19 protein-coding genes are annotated in these 18,196 nt (G+C 46.2%); 18 read left to right on the forward strand and 1 reads right to left on the reverse strand.

Going from position 1 to position 18,196, the window contains the following annotated elements:
- Positions 1 to 3: 3 nt before the first annotated feature.
- The 3 genes from C558_RS0105995 (at position 4) to C558_RS0106005 (ending at position 2,568) form a co-directional block, all read left to right on the forward strand.
- Complete coding sequence (locus C558_RS0105995) at positions 4 to 885, forward strand: menaquinol-cytochrome c reductase cytochrome b/c subunit (RefSeq protein WP_018755340.1); 882 nt, start codon at positions 4 to 6, stop codon at positions 883 to 885.
- A 68-nt stretch (positions 886 to 953) separates the two neighbouring features.
- On the forward strand, positions 954 to 1,604 hold the full coding sequence (locus tag C558_RS0106000) for a DUF1405 domain-containing protein (RefSeq protein WP_018755341.1): 651 nt from the start codon (positions 954 to 956) through the stop codon (positions 1,602 to 1,604).
- A gap of 70 nt (positions 1,605 to 1,674) precedes the next feature.
- A complete protein-coding gene (locus C558_RS0106005) occupies positions 1,675 to 2,568 on the forward strand; it encodes a sporulation protein YpjB (protein WP_018755342.1) in 894 nt (297 codons plus the stop codon).
- Between the two features lie 87 nt (positions 2,569 to 2,655).
- Here the strand turns inward: C558_RS0106005 and C558_RS0106010 are convergent, their stop codons facing one another.
- Positions 2,656 to 3,525, reverse strand: a complete 870-nt coding sequence (locus tag C558_RS0106010; RefSeq protein ID WP_018755343.1) for a YitT family protein — start codon at positions 3,523 to 3,525, stop codon at positions 2,656 to 2,658.
- 175 nt (positions 3,526 to 3,700) lie between these two features.
- Here C558_RS0106010 and C558_RS0106015 point away from each other — a divergent pair, with 175 nt between their 5' ends.
- The 15 genes from C558_RS0106015 (at position 3,701) to C558_RS0106085 (ending at position 18,195) form a co-directional block, all read left to right on the forward strand.
- A complete protein-coding gene (locus C558_RS0106015) occupies positions 3,701 to 4,042 on the forward strand; it encodes a nucleotide pyrophosphohydrolase (RefSeq protein WP_018755344.1) in 342 nt (113 codons plus the stop codon).
- A gap of 70 nt (positions 4,043 to 4,112) precedes the next feature.
- Positions 4,113 to 4,661, forward strand: a complete 549-nt coding sequence (locus C558_RS30485; protein ID WP_018755345.1) for a tetratricopeptide repeat protein — start codon at positions 4,113 to 4,115, stop codon at positions 4,659 to 4,661.
- Positions 4,645 to 5,448 carry a 4-hydroxy-tetrahydrodipicolinate reductase gene (dapB, locus tag C558_RS0106025; protein WP_018755346.1) on the forward strand — a complete coding sequence of 268 codons (804 nt, stop codon included), beginning with the start codon at positions 4,645 to 4,647 and terminating at the stop codon, positions 5,446 to 5,448. Before C558_RS30485 ends, dapB begins: the two co-directional genes overlap by 17 nt.
- A 45-nt stretch (positions 5,449 to 5,493) precedes the next feature.
- On the forward strand, positions 5,494 to 5,916 hold the full coding sequence (mgsA, locus tag C558_RS0106030; RefSeq protein WP_018755347.1) for a methylglyoxal synthase: 423 nt from the start codon (positions 5,494 to 5,496) through the stop codon (positions 5,914 to 5,916).
- Entirely contained in the window at positions 5,913 to 6,611 is a 699-nt protein-coding gene (gene bshB1 / locus C558_RS0106035) for a bacillithiol biosynthesis deacetylase BshB1 (protein ID WP_018755348.1), read from the forward strand. Before mgsA ends, bshB1 begins: the two co-directional genes overlap by 4 nt.
- Positions 6,612 to 6,670: 59 nt before the next feature.
- On the forward strand, positions 6,671 to 7,840 hold the full coding sequence (gene bshA, locus C558_RS0106040; RefSeq protein ID WP_018755349.1) for an N-acetyl-alpha-D-glucosaminyl L-malate synthase BshA: 1,170 nt from the start codon (positions 6,671 to 6,673) through the stop codon (positions 7,838 to 7,840).
- Positions 7,841 to 9,181 (forward strand): CCA tRNA nucleotidyltransferase, encoded by a 1,341-nt coding sequence (locus C558_RS0106045; protein WP_018755350.1) that lies wholly within the window; start codon positions 7,841 to 7,843, stop codon positions 9,179 to 9,181. It begins immediately after the preceding gene.
- On the forward strand, positions 9,168 to 10,148 hold the full coding sequence (locus C558_RS0106050; RefSeq protein WP_018755351.1) for a biotin--[acetyl-CoA-carboxylase] ligase: 981 nt from the start codon (positions 9,168 to 9,170) through the stop codon (positions 10,146 to 10,148). The genes C558_RS0106045 and C558_RS0106050 overlap by 14 nt, the downstream gene beginning before the upstream one ends.
- A gap of 265 nt (positions 10,149 to 10,413) precedes the next feature.
- Complete coding sequence (panB, locus tag C558_RS0106055; protein ID WP_026263753.1) at positions 10,414 to 11,295, forward strand: 3-methyl-2-oxobutanoate hydroxymethyltransferase; 882 nt, start codon at positions 10,414 to 10,416, stop codon at positions 11,293 to 11,295.
- Complete coding sequence (gene panC / locus C558_RS0106060; RefSeq protein ID WP_018755353.1) at positions 11,292 to 12,170, forward strand: pantoate--beta-alanine ligase; 879 nt, start codon at positions 11,292 to 11,294, stop codon at positions 12,168 to 12,170. The genes panB and panC overlap by 4 nt, the downstream gene beginning before the upstream one ends.
- Before the next feature lie 14 nt (positions 12,171 to 12,184).
- A complete protein-coding gene (gene panD, locus C558_RS0106065; protein ID WP_018755354.1) occupies positions 12,185 to 12,568 on the forward strand; it encodes an aspartate 1-decarboxylase in 384 nt (127 codons plus the stop codon).
- Positions 12,569 to 12,669: 101 nt separating this feature from the next.
- Entirely contained in the window at positions 12,670 to 13,299 is a 630-nt protein-coding gene (locus C558_RS0106070) for a tetratricopeptide repeat protein (RefSeq protein WP_018755355.1), read from the forward strand.
- A 73-nt stretch (positions 13,300 to 13,372) separates the two neighbouring features.
- Positions 13,373 to 16,264 (forward strand): ATP-dependent DNA helicase DinG, encoded by a 2,892-nt coding sequence (gene dinG / locus C558_RS30490; RefSeq protein WP_018755356.1) that lies wholly within the window; start codon positions 13,373 to 13,375, stop codon positions 16,262 to 16,264.
- Positions 16,242 to 16,907, forward strand: a complete 666-nt coding sequence (locus C558_RS0106080) for a redox-sensing transcriptional repressor Rex (RefSeq protein ID WP_018755357.1) — start codon at positions 16,242 to 16,244, stop codon at positions 16,905 to 16,907. The genes dinG and C558_RS0106080 overlap by 23 nt, the downstream gene beginning before the upstream one ends.
- Entirely contained in the window at positions 16,882 to 18,195 is a 1,314-nt protein-coding gene (locus C558_RS0106085; protein WP_018755358.1) for an amidohydrolase, read from the forward strand. Before C558_RS0106080 ends, C558_RS0106085 begins: the two co-directional genes overlap by 26 nt.
- The last annotated feature ends 1 nt before the right edge of the window (position 18,196 follow it).

Below are 18,196 nucleotides of genomic sequence, written 5' to 3' on the forward strand. Positions count from 1 at the left end.
CGCGTGGCACATGGTCATAATTCGAAAGAAAAAGTTGTCTATGTTGGAGATTCGCGTATTCGTAAAAGAAGCGAAATTGCGACTCCGCCGGACTATACATCCTATCCGGGTAAATCCGAAGCCTTCATTCCGAACTTTCTACTGAAAGAGTGGATGGTAGGCTGCGTCATGTTAGTCGGTTTCCTCGTACTTACGATTTCGGAACCGGCACCGCTTGGTTATCCAGCGGACCCAACGAATGCATCGTTTATTCCAGTACCAGACTGGTACTTCTTGTTCTTGTATCAGCTTTTGAAAATGCCCTATGCATCCGGAGACTTTGTCGTTCTTGGTGTTGTTGGTATTCCGGGCGTATTGTTCGGAGCACTTCTGCTTGCACCGTTCTTGGATCGTGGTAAGGAAAGACGGTTCTATAGAAGACCGATCGCTTCGTCGCTCATGTTCCTAAGCCTTATCGGGGTAATCTATTTAACGGTTACTTCTTGGATGGGATATGAAGATGAATTGAAGCTTACTGGAACAACGCCTGAGCATATCGTACGTGAAGAAGAAGCTAGAGAGCGGGCTCTCGAAGGACTGCCTCCGAAGAGCAATGCGGCAAAAGGCACGGTTGAAGTTGCCCTCGTTGCACCGGATGATCCTGCTATGGAATCGATGAAGACTGCAACCTGCTTGAGTTGCCATGGTACTGATTTGAAAGGTCAAGTAGGACCTTCCCTTCGCGGGATTGGCGATACGCTCACTCAAGACGATATTCTAGGTGTCATTAAGAATGGTAAAGGCAACATGCCTGCCATGTATGATACGGCGAAATCGAGTGGGCTATCCGATGAACAGATCACGGGTATTGCAGCTTGGCTTGCTAAGCAAAAAAAAGCACAGTAAACTTATAGTTAGACAGAACCTGATCGTATAGGCGGTCAGGTTCTCTTTGTATGGAAGGAGACGCGTACGTGAAATCTTTCTTGTGGTACTGCAAGCAGATCTTATTGAATCGATTGATCTTATGGGCCTTGTTTATTTCGAATGGGGTTGGGACGATCTATGGCTATTACTGGTATAAGAGTCAATTGATTGAAACGCTGAATAATAAGCCGTTATGGCAGATTATATTCGTTCCAGATAGTCCAACGGCTTCACTGTTTTTTACCATAGCTGTAGGGTTCCTGCTCTTCCCGCCAACGTCTAAGCTATGGCGAGGGATACGCAAGCTGGTTGAAGCGTTAGCTGTAGTGACTTCGGTCAAATACGGCATCTGGGCCATTACGATGATTCTTGCTGGAGCGGCACTTGGCGATCCACTTGTATGGCAACACTGGATGCTTATGGCTTCACATTTAACAATGGCTGTGGAAGCTCTGATTTATATCCCCTTTTTTACTTTTGGGCTAGCTACACTGGTTATCGCTTGTTTGTGGACGCTGCTAAATGACACCATGGATTATACTTTTGGCATATATCCATATCTTTCAAATCGTTTAGAGTCGTATATCACAGTCGTACGTAACTTTACATTTACCCTCACGATTGTTAGCTTTCTGATGGGATGGATGACATATTTTGTTGCTCGTCCACAACGGAGCAATCACCGTTCCAAACGCTAACAACCTTTCTCACGGTAAGTGTTCTAAGTGCGGACAACCTCACATAGGGTAAGTATGGGAGGGGATGTCCATGTTCTCAAGATTTTTTATGGTCATTATATTATGCGGTTTGTTAGTGGGCTGTCAGCCAAATGCTACTTCCAAATCGGATTCGAATACAGAACTCCGACCTGTTGTCGAACAAGTCGTGCCAACAAAGAAAGATCAGCAGGTGGTTTTGGAACAGTTCGCAGCAAAGGCGGAGAAGGTTTATAAGGGAGCCATATCAGGTGAAACGATTCAGGTTCGTGAGGAAATCGCGCAGATTGAACTCATGCTGAAGCAGATCCCGCTAGGTCAGTTGACTTCCGTCGAAGGTATCAGAGCATTGACGAACACCATTATAGAGACGAAGCGAACTGTAAATGCGGTGAGTCTAAATCCAGATCGTTGGTTGCTCACGACGGCCAAGATGAGGCTTGCTGTAGATGCACTGGTGAACGCTAAGCATGGGTTGTGGACACAATATTATAAGGCATTTATTGAGGATATGGATCAGTTAGAGGCTGCTGCCAAAGCACCGAGTAAGGAGAAGTTCGCTTCAGCCTTTAGAGGATTACAGCAGCATTACGAACTCATTCGTCCAGCTGTCATTATTGTACATCCAGCGGATTTCGTCGAGAAGTTCGATTCCTATGTGTCCTTCTTGCAGACGGCAACCCAAGCTGAGCCATTCCAGGGGCAACAAGCATCGGAGGCCATATCCATTGGCAAACCGTTAATCCAAGAGTTATTTATGAAACGAACGGATAAGCCGACATTTGTTCCGCCAGTTGGTACAGGTCAAGACCCTTGGATCTGGATCGTAGGCATTGGAGCGGTTGTTGTCACTGTTCTGACCTACGTGGGCTTTCGCAAATATCAGTATGAGCAGGAACTTGCCCGACAGAAGAAGTTACGTAACCGCACGGATCGTAATAAATAAATTTTATGATATAGAAAAAAGCCTCTGGAATGCCACTGTAAATCGTGGCTCCTGAGGCTTCTTTTTTTGGAATGCAGGACGGAGTCGTTATTCTTCTTTAAATCCTTCACCATGGACGTCATGCACATCATTAATAATAATGAAGGCGCGTGGATCTACGGACCGGATGATGCCTTGTAAGGTTCGCATTTCGGATCTGGCTATAACGCAATAAGCCATATGCTTCGCCTGCTTTGAATAGGCGCCAATCGCGGGGATTAACGTCACCCCACGCTCCATTTCCTTCGTAATAATATCGGCAATCGCAGGAGCCTCATCGCTTATTATGGTAAAGGCTTTGGCTGCATAAGCACCTTCTTGAATGAAGTCAATCAGCTTAGAAGCAATGAATACCGTCACGAAGGTATACAGAATTTTTTCTTTCGGAACTAAGAATAAGGCGGATCCAATGATGATAACATCGAACATGAGGATGATTTGACCCATGCTCCAACCAAAATTACGATTTAGAATTCGCGCGATGATATCTACGCCGCCTGTCGTTCCTCCGAATCGGAATACGATTCCAAGGCCTGCCCCAAGCGTTACACCCGCATATAAGGCAGCTAGAATGATATCATGCTCTGCGTTGAATGGATCGATGACACCGTTTGCAATGAGCAGTTCAATTAACCAGAGGAAGAAAGATAACGATAACACGCCAAGAATCGTGTAGGCCATAGAACGTTTGCCTAATATTTTTAGCCCCACGAAGAACAGAGGGATATTAAGCAGTAATGTTGATAATGATGGCTTGACGTTAAAGGCATAGTTCAGGATAAGCGCAATCCCTGTCAGACCGCCTTCCATCAACTGATTCGGAATAATGAAATACAGGAGTCCGAAAGCATAGATTGCCGTACCGCATAGGATTGGAATGACGGTCTTGATTGTGCTGCCTAAGTTATGTAATTTCATGGGATCCCTCTCTATATTGTTCATAATATCTTTAGTATACCTTCTTTATGTTGTTTAAAAAATGATTTGTTTTCAAAGGTGCTTTGAAGTAACATATGGATAATAGTACATGTTCATAAAGTGGTCAAAATGAGTTAAATGAATTGACAACAATGCGATAGGAGTAAAGAACCGGATGGAAGAGAAATCATTAGCTGACATTCAGCGTGAAGTCGATCAGTATATCTCGCAGTTTAAGGAAGGGTATTTCAGCCCGCTCGCACTACTCGCACGGATGTCCGAAGAAGTCGGGGAATTGGCGCGTGAGGTGAACCATGAATTTGGCGAGAAGAAGAAAAAAGCATCCGAAGCCGATAACTCCATTGAGCTGGAGCTCGGAGATATTTTATTCATTACGGTTTGTTTTGCAAATTCATTAGGCATTGATCTGACCGAGGCGCATAATAAGGTCATGCATAAATTTAATACACGAGATGCAAACCGTTGGACCAAGATTGAGAACGCAGCAAAAGAATAAGGTGGAGGATACACCGAAACCATCCTCGCATCATATGCTTAACCAAGTGTACTGATAGAGAGGTGAGCGTATGACTGCGGAGGAGTGTATTCATAAAGCATTTCAATCCATATTACAGAACGACTTCGAACAGGCGATCGATTGGTTCGAGAAGGCTATCAAGCTTGATCCGAATAATCCCAATCATCATTATAAACTCTCGATGACGTATATGCGCAGCAACCGTCTGTCGAATGCGCTCGAACAGGCGCGATTAGCTTTGCAATATGACCCGAGCAATGAAGGATTTCGCACGCATTTGAATTTCCTTCTGGCAAAGCAGCATACACAGGAGGCAGAGAAGGTGCTCACACAGACAGTTCGTGAGACCCATTATGCCATTCTGCTGCTGCGAGAAGCCGTTCAACTGGATCCGCTCGCAATTGAGTCATATATCATGCTAGCGATGGCTTATGCGGAGTTGAAGGATTATCACCAAGCCATTCAAGTGATCAAAGAAGCCCAGCAATTAGATCCTTATAATAGGGCGGTTGAAAATTTATTGGAACAGTATAAAGATCATTTACATTTGGATCTGAACAATATATCGAAGGAGAGTTACTATGTCACAGACGATTAGCGTGGCGGTTGTTGGAGCAGGCGGCCGTATGGGTAGAGAAGTCGTTAAAATGGTGTTAGAGGATGAGAAGCTGCAGCTTGTTGCAGCCATTTCCCCAAGCAAGGTCGGGCAAGACGCAGGAACGATGGTTGGCATGCCGGCTTGTGGGGTGGAGGTCACAGGGGATCTTGAACTTGCACTGGTGGAATCGAAACCTGATGTGATGGTAGACTTCACAACCCCACATACGGTCCTTGCCAATACTCGCTTAGCCATTCAGCATAAGGTTCGTCCGATCATCGGTACGACCGGGTTCACCCCAGAACAAATTGCAGAGTTGGACGAGCACTGTAAGCAGCAGGGCATTGGAGGACTCATCGCCCCGAATTTCTCAATTGGCGCGATTCTCATGATGAAGTTTGCTGCACAAGCAGCAAAATATTTCCCGAATCTTGAGATTATTGAGTATCATGGCGATCAGAAGCTCGATGCACCATCAGGTACAGCGGTGAAGACGGCGGAACTAATTGCGGAGGTTCGCGAGGAACTGCGTCAGGGCAACCCGAATGAGCATGAGACGATCGAAGGGGCACGTGGCGGATATTATAATGGATTCCGCATACATAGCGTACGCCTGCCGGGTGTATTTGCTCAACAAGAAGTCATTTTTGGCGGATTTGGCCAGACCCTCAAAATTCGTCACGATTCTTATGAGCGTGCGGGTTATATGCCGGGTGTCAATTTAGCCGTGCATAAAGTAATGGAATATACAGGACTCATTTACGGTTTTGAACATTTTATTGATTGATCCAGCATGAGGCTGGAAATAGATAAGAGAGTGGAGAGATGAGACATGTTGAAGATTGCATTTATCGCACATGACCGCAAGAAAGATGAAATTGTGAATTTCGTTATTGCCTACGAGCAGGTTTTTAAAGGACATCATTTATATTCGACTGGGACGACAGGACTTCGTATTATGGAACAAACTGAACTCGATATCCATCGTTTCATGTCGGGTCCGCTTGGCGGAGACCAGCAAATTGGTGCGCTTGTAGCTCAGAATGAGATGGATCTGATTGTCTTCTTGCGTGATCCATTGATGGCGCAGCCCCATGAACCGGATATTATTGCTTTGCTGCGTCTATGTGATGTACAAGGCATTCCTGTTGCGACCAATATTGCAACAGCGGAGATTCTTGTGAAGGCGCTAGGCCGTGGGGATTTTGCATGGAGAGAGCTTGTCCATAAATATAAACCAGGTGTAGAAGAATGAGTGTAGGTTTAGATATCCTCGTGTTCGGTGCGCATCCAGATGATGCGGAGATCGGCATGGGGGGGACAATTGCGAAGCATACGAAGGCAGGGCAGCGTGTTGGGATTTGTGATCTAACCTTTGCCGAAATGTCCTCGAATGGGAATGTAGAATTAAGACAACAAGAAGCACAGGCTGCGAGCCAAGTATTGCAATTGTCAGAACGAAGCATTCTAGGACTACCGGACCGAGGACTTCGTTCGGTTCTGGAGCAGATCGATCAGATCGTAGCAGAAATTCGTCGATTGCGTCCGCGAATCGTGTTCGCACCCTACTGGGAAGATCGTCACCCCGATCATGTTCAATGCGGACGGTTGGTCGAAGAGGCTGTATTTAATGCCAAGCTTCGTCGCTATATGCCTGAGGTATCTCCATGGACGGTAGAGCAGTTTTATTTTTATTTTATTAACGATCTAGGACCTGCGACGATGATGGTGGATGTTACAGAAGTGTACGATCAGAAGATGGACTCTCTACGTGCATATGGCTCTCAATTCGAAGCGCCAAAGGCAGGGAATGATATCGTTGCTACACCGCTGAATCAAGGGTATTTGGAGCGGGTGGAGGCTCGTGACCGGATGCTTGGGCAGAAGCGTCTTGTCGGCTATGCAGAGGGTTTTGTGAGCAAGCCACCTTATTTGGTTAATCTTTTTTAGAGAATGACGGAATATAATTTTGTAGCTAAGACCCTTTAGTTATTAGGAGGACCGAGAGTATGGGAGAATCGTTGAAAATTGGAATAACCTGTTACCCTTCTCTAGGCGGTTCGGGTGTTGTGGCGACAGAATTAGGAAAACTATTAGCAGAAAAAGGACATCAAGTTCATTTTATTACGCACAGCATTCCGTTTCGCTTGGGAGCATTTCAGAAAAATATTTTCTATCATGAAGTCGAAGTGAACGATTATTATGTATTCAAATATCCACCTTATGATCTTTCGTTAGCTTCGAAGATGGCTCAGGTTGCTAAGATGCAGCAGCTGGATATTCTCCATGTTCATTATGCTGTGCCTCATGCGGTATGTGCTTATCTCGCGAAGCAAATGGTTGGTGATCATCCTTTGAAAGTGGTCACGACACTACACGGCACCGATATTACGGTACTTGCTCAAGATGAGTCCTTGAAAGACCTGATTCGGCTTGCAATTAATCAGAGTGATGCCGTCACAGCGGTCTCCAAGGATCTGATTCGTGAGACGCATGAGTTGCTTGATATCACGAAGGACATTGATCTCACGTACAACTTCGTGGACAAACGTGTATATTATCCGCGTAACTGTAACGGATTGCGTAAAGAGTTTGCCTTGCCTAACGAGAAGATCATGATGCATATCTCGAACTTCCGTCCCGTCAAACGCGTTAGCGATGTAATTGATGTGTTCGCGAAGGTTCAGAGCAAGACCCCGACACGATTGTTGCTGGTTGGCGAAGGTCCGGATTTACCGAAAGTTCAGTCTAAAATTCGTGAGCTCGGCTTAGAAGATCGCGTGACATTCCTAGGTAAACAGGACGATGTCGCACAGGTGATCTCCCTTGCAGACCTGTTGTTGCTTCCTTCGGAGAAGGAAAGCTTCGGTCTCGTTGCATTAGAAGCAATGGCGTGCGGTGTTCCAACGATTGGTTCAATCGCTGGAGGAATTCCTGAACTCGTCACGCATGGCGAGACAGGTTACTTGGCAGAGATTGGCCATGTAGATGATATGGCAGATTATGCGCTGCGTCTCTTAACCGATCCGCAACTGATGGAACGATTCAGGCTAAATTGTCTCAATCGGGCTCGCAATGTCTTCTGTAATGATCTTATTACAGCTGAATATGAGAAAATCTATTATCGTGTACTTGGGCGTCCCATTCCAGAGTCCTTGATAAAGGTGGGCTGCACGTAAATGTGGGATCAAATTCAAGCGGATGCATCTTTGATTGCGGGAGCGAAATCCGTGCTTGTGCAGTTAAATGAGGCTGGATTTGAAGCCTATCTTGTTGGGGGCTGTGTTCGAGATACCATTCTCCATAAACCCATTCATGATGTAGACATTACAACCTCTGCGTTACCAGCAGAGGTTATGTCTATTTTCGACCATACCATTCCAACAGGGCTTCAGCATGGAACGATTACGGTGGTAATCGACGATAACTTGTTCGAGGTAACCACATTCCGCGAAGAATCTGAATATGAGCAATATCGACGACCAACGGAGGTTGCTTTTATTCAGAATCTTGATGGCGATTTGCAGCGCAGAGACTTTACCTTTAATGCCCTGGCATTAGATGTCAAAGGTAAGCTCCACGATCCTTTTCAGGGGCAGAGTGATTTGATGCATCGTATTGTCAGATGCGTCGGTGAGGCAGATGCGAGATTTCAGGAGGATGCGCTTCGGATGCTTCGTGCGATCCGTTTTGCAGCCTGTTATGATTGCAAGATCGACGAACCGACTTGGCATGCGTTGCAGATGCACCGAGATAAGCTGCAATTTATTGCAATGGAGCGCGTGCGTACGGAACTGGAGAAGATCGTAGAGAAGTCTCTTTTGAGCCTTGTACGAGGGATGAAGCTTCTCGTTCGAAGTGAATTATTATCTTGTACCAAGTCATCTCTATCCGAGCTTGTTATAGACGATGATATCTTCCAATCTCGGATTGAACTGGCCAGCGATACGGTATCTAGAGAATCATGGGATGGTTCAGCAGATGCTATTACGCGATGGGCTCTACTCTTCACACGCTGTGAGGTCTCACCCGGGACGGCAGGAAGTCTGATGCAGCGATTGAAATTTGCTAACCATACGGCTGCGAATATCGTCCAGCTGCTGCAGATGGTAGAGCGAGTCGAGTCTGCACAGCAATTAGGTGTACAGGGACTGGTACGTCCAATATGGACGCGTGCGATCGTGGACTATGGCAAAGTAACTGCAGGAAGAATGTTAGATCTACTTAAGGCTGATCAGCTATTTGTACTGCGCCGGTTCAAGGATAGTGAACAAGAAGGAACCTTGATCCATGAACTGAATGTACACGGAGCAGCATGGTTAGCGGCACTTGAGATCAGCCAGTTAGCTGACCTTGCCGTGCGAGGACAAGATATTGTTAAGCATCTCAAGAAATCGCCTGGGCCATGGCTTGGGAATCTATTGAAACAAATGTTGTACCGCGTTGCGACCGGAGAGATTCCGAATACTCGCAGCGCAATCCTAGACGAAGTGAATCGAGTGATCCATGAATATGAGTGAACCCTTATTACAATTGTTGTTAGCCAATACGAACTCGTACATCTCAGGTGAGGAAATTAGCCGACAGCTGCAAATTAGCCGTACGGCGGTATGGAAACAAATCAACAAACTGCGGAATCAGGGGTATGAATTCGACGCTATTCCGCGTGTCGGTTATCGTCTGAAGCAGAAGCCGGACCGATTAAATACACTTATGCTGCTCAGTCAGTTGAAATCATCGGTGATGGGTCAGCAGATCAAATTGTTGGAATCGACACCCTCAACTCAGATCATAGCTCAGCAAATGGCTGAGCAAGGAGCGCCGGAAGGAACTCTAGTCATCGCAGAAGAACAGACGTCTGGGCGAGGCCGTATGGGGCGAGCGTTCCATTCTCCATCCGGTAAAGGAATCTGGATGAGTCTGATCCTGAAACCGCAGACATCTTTACAGTTCACACCACAATTAACATTACTTATTGCCGTGGCATTATGCCGTGCCCTTCAAAGACTTGTTCCGATATCGATCGGCATCAAATGGCCGAATGATCTCCTCGTGGGAACGAAGAAAATTAGCGGAATTCTGCTCGAGTCAAGTGCAGAGGATGAGCGGGTCCGCTATTGTATCGCAGGCATAGGTATTAGTGTGAATTTGGATCCGGAAGACTACCCTGAGCCGCTGCGAGAGGTTGCCACTTCGCTTAAGATTGAATCTGGCTCTAAGGTAGATCGTACAGCGATTATTACGGAATTCCTGGCGGAATTCGAGACGCTGTACGCGCTCTATAACGAACAAGGCTTCGCGCCCATCCGTACATTGTGGGAGGCATTATCTATCTCACTGCACCGTCCGATTACCATTAATACGCTGCAAGGCAAGGTGATAGGGATCGCAGAGCAGCTGGACGAGCTTGGCGCACTATGGATTACCGAATCGGCAACAGGCGAACGACGCAAAATTTTCTCAGGCGATGTGGAATTTCACAGATGAAAATATGCATTGAATTTGTTATACTGGTCTGTATAGAGGCAGTATCAATCTCATATTGAACTGCACTCTGACAGATTCGTACTAGCATTCCAATTGAACTCTATATTTTAGTGGACTATGGATTCTGCTCTGAGCCGAAGGGACCGAGACAGAAGGATCAGCACCATGATTCTTTTTTGTACGGTGACCTTTTTAGTGGAAATGCTAAAAGGTTTTTTTGTTTTGCGCACAATACAAAAAAGAAGGGATGATGAACATGACAGAAATGAAACGTAAACAACGACTGACAATTCCGAAGTTCAAACAAATGAAGGTGGATAAGAACCCCATCACCATGATTACAGCGTATGATTATCCATCTGCGATTTTAGCGGAGGAAGCCGGGGTAGACATGATCCTCGTAGGAGATTCCTTGGGGAATGTGGTTCTTGGTTATGACTCAACACTTCCGGTGACGATCGATGATATGGTCTATCATACCCGTTCCGTCGTTCGTGGTGCCCAGGACACCTTTGTGGTCGCTGATATGCCGTTCATGACGTATCACGGCAGTGTAGATCAGACGCTTCGCAATGTGGCGCGGTTGATGCAGGAAGGTAGAGCGCATGCGGTTAAGATGGAGGGCGGGTCAGAGATTGCCCTTGCTGTGGATGCGGTCGTCAAAGCAGGCGTACCTGTCGTCGGACATATTGGCTTAACACCACAGTCGGTTCATCAAATTGGCGGATTCCGTGTACAAGGGAAGGTCCCGGAGGATGCAAAGCGATTGCTCGAGGATGCCAAAGCATTGGAACGTGCCGGTGCATTTGCCATCGTCTTGGAGCTTGTAACGGAAGAAGTGGCGACATACATCTCAGAGCAGCTAAATATTCCAACCATTGGCATTGGCGCAGGGCGCGGATGTGATGGGCAAGTGCTCGTATTCCATGATGTGGTCACCTATGCATCACCTTATCGAAATAAGAAATTCGTCAAAACCTATGTCGATGTTGGATCGTTAATCCGGCAGGGCATTTCACAATATGTGCAAGAGGTCAAAGAAGGCAGCTTCCCAGCGCCTGAGCATGTCTTTACAGCGGAAGATACCGTTGTAGAGAGCCTCTATGGCGCACGCAAGCAGGAACGAAAGGCGGAAACCGTGCAATGATCGCAATCGAGCAAATTACAGAGCTACGCCATCAGTTAGCTCATTTACGTCAAGAGCGTTCAAATGAAGGACGTATCTCAACAGTCGGCTTTGTGCCGACGATGGGCTATTTACATGAAGGCCATGCAAGTCTAATACAAGCAGCGAAAGAGCAGTGCGATATCGTAGTATTGAGCATTTTCGTCAATCCGATTCAATTTGGCCCGAACGAAGATCTAGATAAGTATCCTAGGGATGCGGAGCGTGATTTAGCACTCGCTAAGCGGTTAGGTGTGGACTTTGTCTTCTTGCCAACGGTGGATTCAATGTACCCGACACCTACGAAGACGAAAGTCAAAGTCGATGAAGTGACGACGCTCCTGTGCGGAGCTAGACGCCCTGGACATTTTGATGGCGTTACGACGGTCGTCTCCAAATTGTTCAATATCGTCCAGCCTGATTATGCTTTCTTCGGCATGAAGGATGCACAGCAAGTGGCTGTTATCCAGCAAATGGTCTCTGATTTGAATTTCCCAGTAACGATCGTGCCATGTCCGATTATTCGTGAAGAGGATGGCCTTGCACTTAGCTCACGCAATGTCTATTTAACGGAACAACAGCGTCAAGAAGCACTTGTCTTATCACAGTCCTTATGCCGGATTGATGCGTGGATGCAATCCGAAGAAGTCTCAACCGTATCCCAATTACGGGATCGTATTATCCAACATATTGAGACATCGCCTTTGGCCGATATCGATTATGTTGAGATCTTATCTTTTCCACAATTGACGGAGCTGGGAATTAATGCATCGCTTCAAGCACATAAAGGTCAAGCGATCATCGCACTCGCGGTTCGATTTGGCACAACACGCTTAATCGATAACCGAATTTTATAAGGGGTTGACGGAATATGATGAGAAATATGATGAAATCGAAGCTGCATCGGGCGACAGTAACCGAAGCGAATTTGAACTATGTTGGAAGCATTACGATTGACCGCGATTTAATGGAAGCAGCGGATTTGTGGGAGAATGAGCTTGTACAGATCGTGAACAATAACAATGGCGCACGACTAGAGACATATGTCATCCCTGGAGAGCGGAGGTCAGGCGTGATTTGTCTGAATGGCGCTGCCGCAAGACTTGTTCAACCAGGCGATCAGGTCATTATTATTTCGTATGCGATGATGTCGAATGAAGAAGCCAAGAATTATAAACCACAAGTTGTAATTCTTGGTGCGAATAATCAAATCGTAAGCCAGACCAATCAGGAAATTCACGCCACCATTCTTTAATCGTTGGTTTCCAGTATGAAAAGCCCCGCCTTTACGAAAAATGAACATGTAGCTGTTGTACATCATCATTATTTCACTTTCGCTAGAGGTGGGGTGCATTTATGTTTCAACATTTATTTGCGACGATGAACGAAATGTTGGATGAGATTCTTGTGCATTATCCAAAGGCTCAAGGTGGGGCTAAGCAGGACTTGCAGCAAAAATTAACCTTGCTGAAATCCATGAGTGACGGGATTGTCGAGGAATGGCTCCGGTTCGAAGAGAAGATGGGAGTGCTGCGTGAAAGTCAGCCTGATCATGCATCGGTGACAGTTCTTCCTGAGAGCCAGAGTGAAGCTTTTCAACGTGGACAAGGTTATTACAAATTATGTATGTATGATTTGTCCGCTGAAGCGTTCGAGCAAGTGATCCGGCATTATCCCGATTCATTGGTTGGACGTATTTATTTGGCCATGGCTTACCTGCAGCTGAATGAGTTCAATGATGCTTATCGACATTTTCAATTTATTATTCCCCTTACCGAGAGCAAGAAGCTGAAGGCCATCTCTTACAATGCTCTAGGCTGTATTCAAGCGCAAAATCAGAATATCGAGAAAGCGCAAGAATATTTCCATCATGCCCATCAAGCAGATCCGACCTTTCAAGAACCGCTCACCAATTTGAAGCTATGCGAAAGCACGGAATACGAAGGCGCTTATCAGTATGGCAGCGAATTAACTTCCTTTATGTAATCCATTCTGATTCCAAAATTCCGGGTGATCTGTTATGCTTAAGAGATCATTGGAACGAAGGGACCTTATTACGATGAAATTCGCAGTTCTCGATTTTGAGACAACAGGAAACCAGCCCACCGATGAAATTATTCAGGTTGGGCTTGTTATTATAGATCATGATTTATCCATAGATCGAATTTTCACTTCTCTTGTGAAACCAAGCACGAATATCCCACCTTTTATTACCCAGTTAACCGGGATATCAAATGATGATGTGGCTGATGCACCAACGCTAGATGATGTGATGATGGAGATGGTATCTCTCCTTGGTGATGTCGTGCTGGTGGCACACCATGTCGCATTCGACTTTAACTTTCTGCAGCAGGCACTGGATCAGACGGGTTATTTGCCATTCACAGGTCGAATCTTGGATACGATCGATTTCTTGCGGATTTGCTTTCCTGCATTAACGACGTATCAATTAAGCGCAGTAACATCGTGGTTCGATATTCCGCACGAGCGTCCTCATCAAGCGGACAGCGATGCCTTAGCTACTGCTCATGTATTACTGAAGTGTCTGGAGAAGTTGGATGATCTTCCGCTCTTAGCTATTCAACGATTAGCTGATTTGTTCGCGCAAGATGACAGCGATCTGAACTGGTTCATGCATGAACTGCTGGCTGACCGAGAGATGCGTCCGGTCATTACCGATGATAGTGGTCGTTCATTTCGTCAGTTCTCGCTCCATATTGAGGATTGGACGGAGATTCCTCCGCCTCGAGAAGAACTGCTTACCAACCCGCTAGAAGGTCAGACCTTCGAACAGTTCTGTACCGATTCGATTGATCGTCTACGACAATTCCTTCCTCAATTCGAACAGCGTGAAGCGCAGAATATTATGTTCCATGAAGTGAATTCAGCGCTAGAGGATGATCATCATCTTCTGTTGGAAGCGGGTACAGGAACGGGTAAATCCTTAGGGTATTTGATCCCTTCGATTTATTACAGTGTCAAGAATGACAATAAAGTGGTCGTCAGTACACACACGATTAATCTGCAAGAACAGATTCGACAGCGAGACGTGCCGCTTCTCAAGACGATATTACCGGTTGATTTCAGAGTATCGGTATTAAAAGGTCGCAGCCATTATTTGTGCTTGCGGAAGTTTGAACATAAAATAAATACAAAAGATTTCATTACGCCAAAGGAAGATATTATTACAGCAGCACAGATGCTGGTCTGGATTGCCGAGACAGAGCATGGCGATAATGAAGAGCTGCATTTTGGCAATAAAGGAGCCGATTTCTGGGATACGGTTGCTAGTGATACGGATTCTTGTCTGAATCGAGCTTGTCCTTGGTTCCGCAAATGCTTCTACCATCGCGCTCGCCATGAAGCAAATATCGCAGATGTGATTATTACGAATCATTCCTTATTATTTACAGATATCAAGGTGGATCATCGATTCTTACCTGCTTATGATCATCTTGTCATTGATGAGGCCCATCATCTCGAGGAAGTCGCCGGGAAGCATCTCGGTCTGCATGTGAAATATTTCAGTCTTGTTCATACCTTGCTGCGCTTGCTTAAGGATAGTAAGAATGGACAATTGCCGACGCTGCGCAATCGTCTCCATGTTATTCCTGATGAGAAGGCGCAAATGGCATGTGAAATTATTGAAGATTCCTATACGCAGCTTGTTGATGCCAAAGAGATGTGGGATAAGTTAACGGAAATTCTGTTCAGTATGATGCCGCAGCGGACAAGTGATGCGAATCAAGAGCAGGGCCAATATGTATATCGACTTCAGACAGAAAAAATGCCAAATGATTGGGATGCTGCTTCTGTACTCGAAGATCAGCTGAATGCCCTCTTGAACGAAATCGTTCGTAAATCTGAGCGATTGCTGCAAGATCTGCGGGATATACAGGAGGAATATGGGATTCAAGCGGCCGTGACGGATTTATCCGGAACGGTGAAGGATTTGGCGCGTGCGCGTGATGATATCCGATACTTTATGAAAATGAAGGAGCCGAATGTCGTATTCTGGATGGAAGCGAGCAGTCATTTCCGTAGTAAATCCTTGCAATTATTCGCTGTTCCAGCAGATGTCAGCGCTCAGCTGAAGGAATATTTCTTCGATGCGAAGAAAAGTATCGTGCTCACATCAGCAACCTTATCGGTTGATAAATCTTTCCAATACATGATTGAGCAGTTAGGATTGCAGGAAGCACAGGATCAAGGACGGCTTCAGAGCATGGTGCTCCCATCGCCCTTCCAGTATCGTAAACAGGCGCTAGTGGTGATCCCACGCGATTTCCCGATGCTCAAAGGATCGAATCCGGATGCACATTTCGTGCAGACCTTAGTGAAGTCTCTGGCTGACGCAGCCGTGGCTACGCATGGCAGAATGCTCGTCCTGTTCACATCGTACCGGATGATGAAGCAGGTGTACGATCCACTCAAGGAGCTTCTAAGCCCGCATCAAATTCAGGTTATCGGACAAGGCATTGACAGCGGGAATCGGAGTAAGTTAACTCGCAGGTTCCAGGATCAATCGGCGTCCGTTCTCCTCGGTACGAGCAGCTTCTGGGAAGGCGTCGATATTCCTGGTGATGCGCTAACCTGTCTGGCGATTGTGAGGCTTCCGTTCCAGCCGCCGAATCATCCGCTCATTGAAGCGAAGTCGGAGCTGCTACAGAAGGAGAAGAAGAATCCATTCATGAAATTGTCAGTTCCGCAGGCGGTTATTCGCTTCAAGCAAGGGTTTGGGCGATTGGTACGTACCGCGCAAGACCGTGGGATCGTCATTATTTATGACACACGTGTTATTGAATCTTATTATGGCAAGTATTTCTTATATTCTTTACCAGGTCCGAAGATGGAGCATATGCGGCTAGATCAAATCGTGCCTCGAATGCAAGAATGGCTGTCGGACGAGGAAGAGAGGGGAGTCATCCATGAAAACAATGAAAATATCTGAAGCAGTTGTACGCCGTCTTCCCATTTATTTGCGCTATTTGAGTGAATTGCAGCAGCGTGAAGTCCTTACGGTCTCCTCGCAGGATCTCGGATTGAAGCTGGATTTAAATCCAGCTCAAATCCGTAAAGATTTAGCGTATTTTGGCGAGTTCGGGCGTAAAGGGATTGGCTATGATGTTGCTTATTTAATTCAGAAAATCCGCCAAATTTTGAAGCTGAATCAGCAGATTAATGTCGCTCTTGTCGGGGCAGGTAATCTTGGCCAAGCATTAAGTAACTACAATACATATCTTAAGGATAATATGAAAATTGTAGCTGTTTTTGATGCACATCAGCCGAAGATCGGCAGCAAGATTAATAATATTGTTGTTCAGCCGATGGAGGATTTAGAAGCGACTGTTCGTGAGCATAATGTTCGTATCGGTATTATTACCGTTCCTGCGATGGAAGCACAAAATGTGGCAAACGCTTTTGTGAATGCGGGTGTAGAAGCAATTCTGAATTTTGCACCGGTCATCTTAAAAGTGCCTCAGCATGTGCGTGTGCACACAGCTGATTTTACAACGGATTTATTGAGCTTGGCGTACTACTTGCACAATGGGAAGGATATGGACGAAGATGAAGAAGAATCTATGGATCATTAAGAACGGCTATTTCGCCGTTATGAACGCAGATAAACCTGTAATTCACGGGGTTATGGTGATAGAAGGGGATCAAATTCGGTATGTAGGCGAGCAGCTTCCAGCGGATTTGGTGATTCCTGAAGATGTAGAGGTTATGGATGGCAAAGGGCTATTGTTCTTGCCTGGTTTAATGAATACGCATGGTCACGCAGCAATGTCCCTGTTGCGCGGTCATGGTGATGATCTTGCATTGCAAGTATGGCTCCAAGAGAAAATGTGGCCGATGGAAGGCAAATTCACCTCGAAGGATGTCTATTGGGGTACATCGTTATCTGTCCTGGAAATGTTAAAAGGTGGAACGACAACCTTCCTCGATATGTACGATCACATGGATCAAGTAGCAAAAGTGACAGACGAATCAGGTATTCGCGCGGTGCTGATGCGTGGAGCAATTGGTCTATGTCCTGAGGATGTCCAGCTGGCGAAGCTTGCGGAGGCGGTTCAATTTGCGAAGGATTGGCATGGCAAGGCGGATGGCAGAATTACGACGATGATGTCGCCGCATGCGCCTTATACCTGTCCTCCTGCGTTCATTGAGAAGTTCGTACAAGCAGCGCATGATCTAGACCTGCCAATGCATACGCACATGTCGGAGACGGCAGCGGAAGTACAGCAGAATGTGAATGAGTATGGGCTTCGTCCTGTGGCGCATCTAGAGAAGTTAGGTGTATTCACACGTCCGACGCTTGTTGCGCACGCGGTACATTTGACAGATGATGAGATTGAGACGCTTGCACGTTACAACGTAAGTGTATCGCACAACCCTGGCAGCAATTTGAAGCTAGCGAGCGGTGTTGCGAGAGTACCGGATTTGTTAAAAGCAGGCGTAACGGTATCGCTTGGTACGGATGGCGCAGCGAGCAACAACAACCTCGATATGCTTGAAGAAATGCGTCTTGCTGCACTAATTCATAAAGGGGTATCGGGTGATCCGACAGCTGTGCCTGCCTTGGAAGCCTTGCGCTTAGGCACGGAATATGGAGCGAAATCAATTGGGCTGGATAATGTGACAGGATTGCTTCGTGCAGGGATGAAAGCCGATTTCATCGCTGTTAACATTGATCAGCCGCACTATAAGCCGCATACAGATCTGATCTCCCATGTGATTTACTCGGGTGCAGCACAAGATGTTTGGCATGTATGGGTAGATGGCAAACAGGTCGTCAAGAACCGTGAATGTCTAACCCTCGACGAAGAGAAAATTATGCGTGAAGCACAAGCTTGCTTCGACGGATTGTTAGCGCGTTAAG

Source organism: Paenibacillus terrigena DSM 21567, from assembly GCF_000374845.1.
Taxonomy (GTDB): Bacteria; Bacillota; Bacilli; order Paenibacillales; family Paenibacillaceae; genus Paenibacillus_K; species Paenibacillus_K terrigena.

Excerpts from the sequence above, each read along its gene's own strand:
- mgsA (WP_018755347.1), top strand. The coding sequence starts at position 5,494 with ATGTTGAAGATTGCATTTATCGCACATGACCGCAAGAAAGATGAAATT.
- C558_RS30485 (WP_018755345.1), top strand. The coding sequence starts at position 4,113 with ATGACTGCGGAGGAGTGTATTCATAAAGCATTTCAATCCATATTACAG.
- C558_RS0106050 (WP_018755351.1), top strand. The coding sequence starts at position 9,168 with ATGAATATGAGTGAACCCTTATTACAATTGTTGTTAGCCAATACGAAC.
- bshB1 (WP_018755348.1), top strand. The coding sequence starts at position 5,913 with ATGAGTGTAGGTTTAGATATCCTCGTGTTCGGTGCGCATCCAGATGAT.
- bshA (WP_018755349.1), top strand. The coding sequence starts at position 6,671 with ATGGGAGAATCGTTGAAAATTGGAATAACCTGTTACCCTTCTCTAGGC.
- C558_RS0106010 (WP_018755343.1), bottom strand. The coding sequence starts at position 3,525 with ATGAAATTACATAACTTAGGCAGCACAATCAAGACCGTCATTCCAATC.
- dinG (WP_018755356.1), top strand. The coding sequence starts at position 13,373 with ATGAAATTCGCAGTTCTCGATTTTGAGACAACAGGAAACCAGCCCACC.
- C558_RS0106080 (WP_018755357.1), top strand. The coding sequence starts at position 16,242 with ATGAAAACAATGAAAATATCTGAAGCAGTTGTACGCCGTCTTCCCATT.
- C558_RS0106085 (WP_018755358.1), top strand. The coding sequence starts at position 16,882 with ATGAAGAAGAATCTATGGATCATTAAGAACGGCTATTTCGCCGTTATG.
- panC (WP_018755353.1), top strand. The coding sequence starts at position 11,292 with ATGATCGCAATCGAGCAAATTACAGAGCTACGCCATCAGTTAGCTCAT.
- panD (WP_018755354.1), top strand. The coding sequence starts at position 12,185 with ATGATGAGAAATATGATGAAATCGAAGCTGCATCGGGCGACAGTAACC.
- C558_RS0106045 (WP_018755350.1), top strand. The coding sequence starts at position 7,841 with ATGTGGGATCAAATTCAAGCGGATGCATCTTTGATTGCGGGAGCGAAA.
- C558_RS0106070 (WP_018755355.1), top strand. The coding sequence starts at position 12,670 with ATGTTTCAACATTTATTTGCGACGATGAACGAAATGTTGGATGAGATT.
- C558_RS0106005 (WP_018755342.1), top strand. The coding sequence starts at position 1,675 with ATGTTCTCAAGATTTTTTATGGTCATTATATTATGCGGTTTGTTAGTG.
- panB (WP_026263753.1), top strand. The coding sequence starts at position 10,414 with ATGAAACGTAAACAACGACTGACAATTCCGAAGTTCAAACAAATGAAG.
- dapB (WP_018755346.1), top strand. The coding sequence starts at position 4,645 with ATGTCACAGACGATTAGCGTGGCGGTTGTTGGAGCAGGCGGCCGTATG.
- C558_RS0106015 (WP_018755344.1), top strand. The coding sequence starts at position 3,701 with ATGGAAGAGAAATCATTAGCTGACATTCAGCGTGAAGTCGATCAGTAT.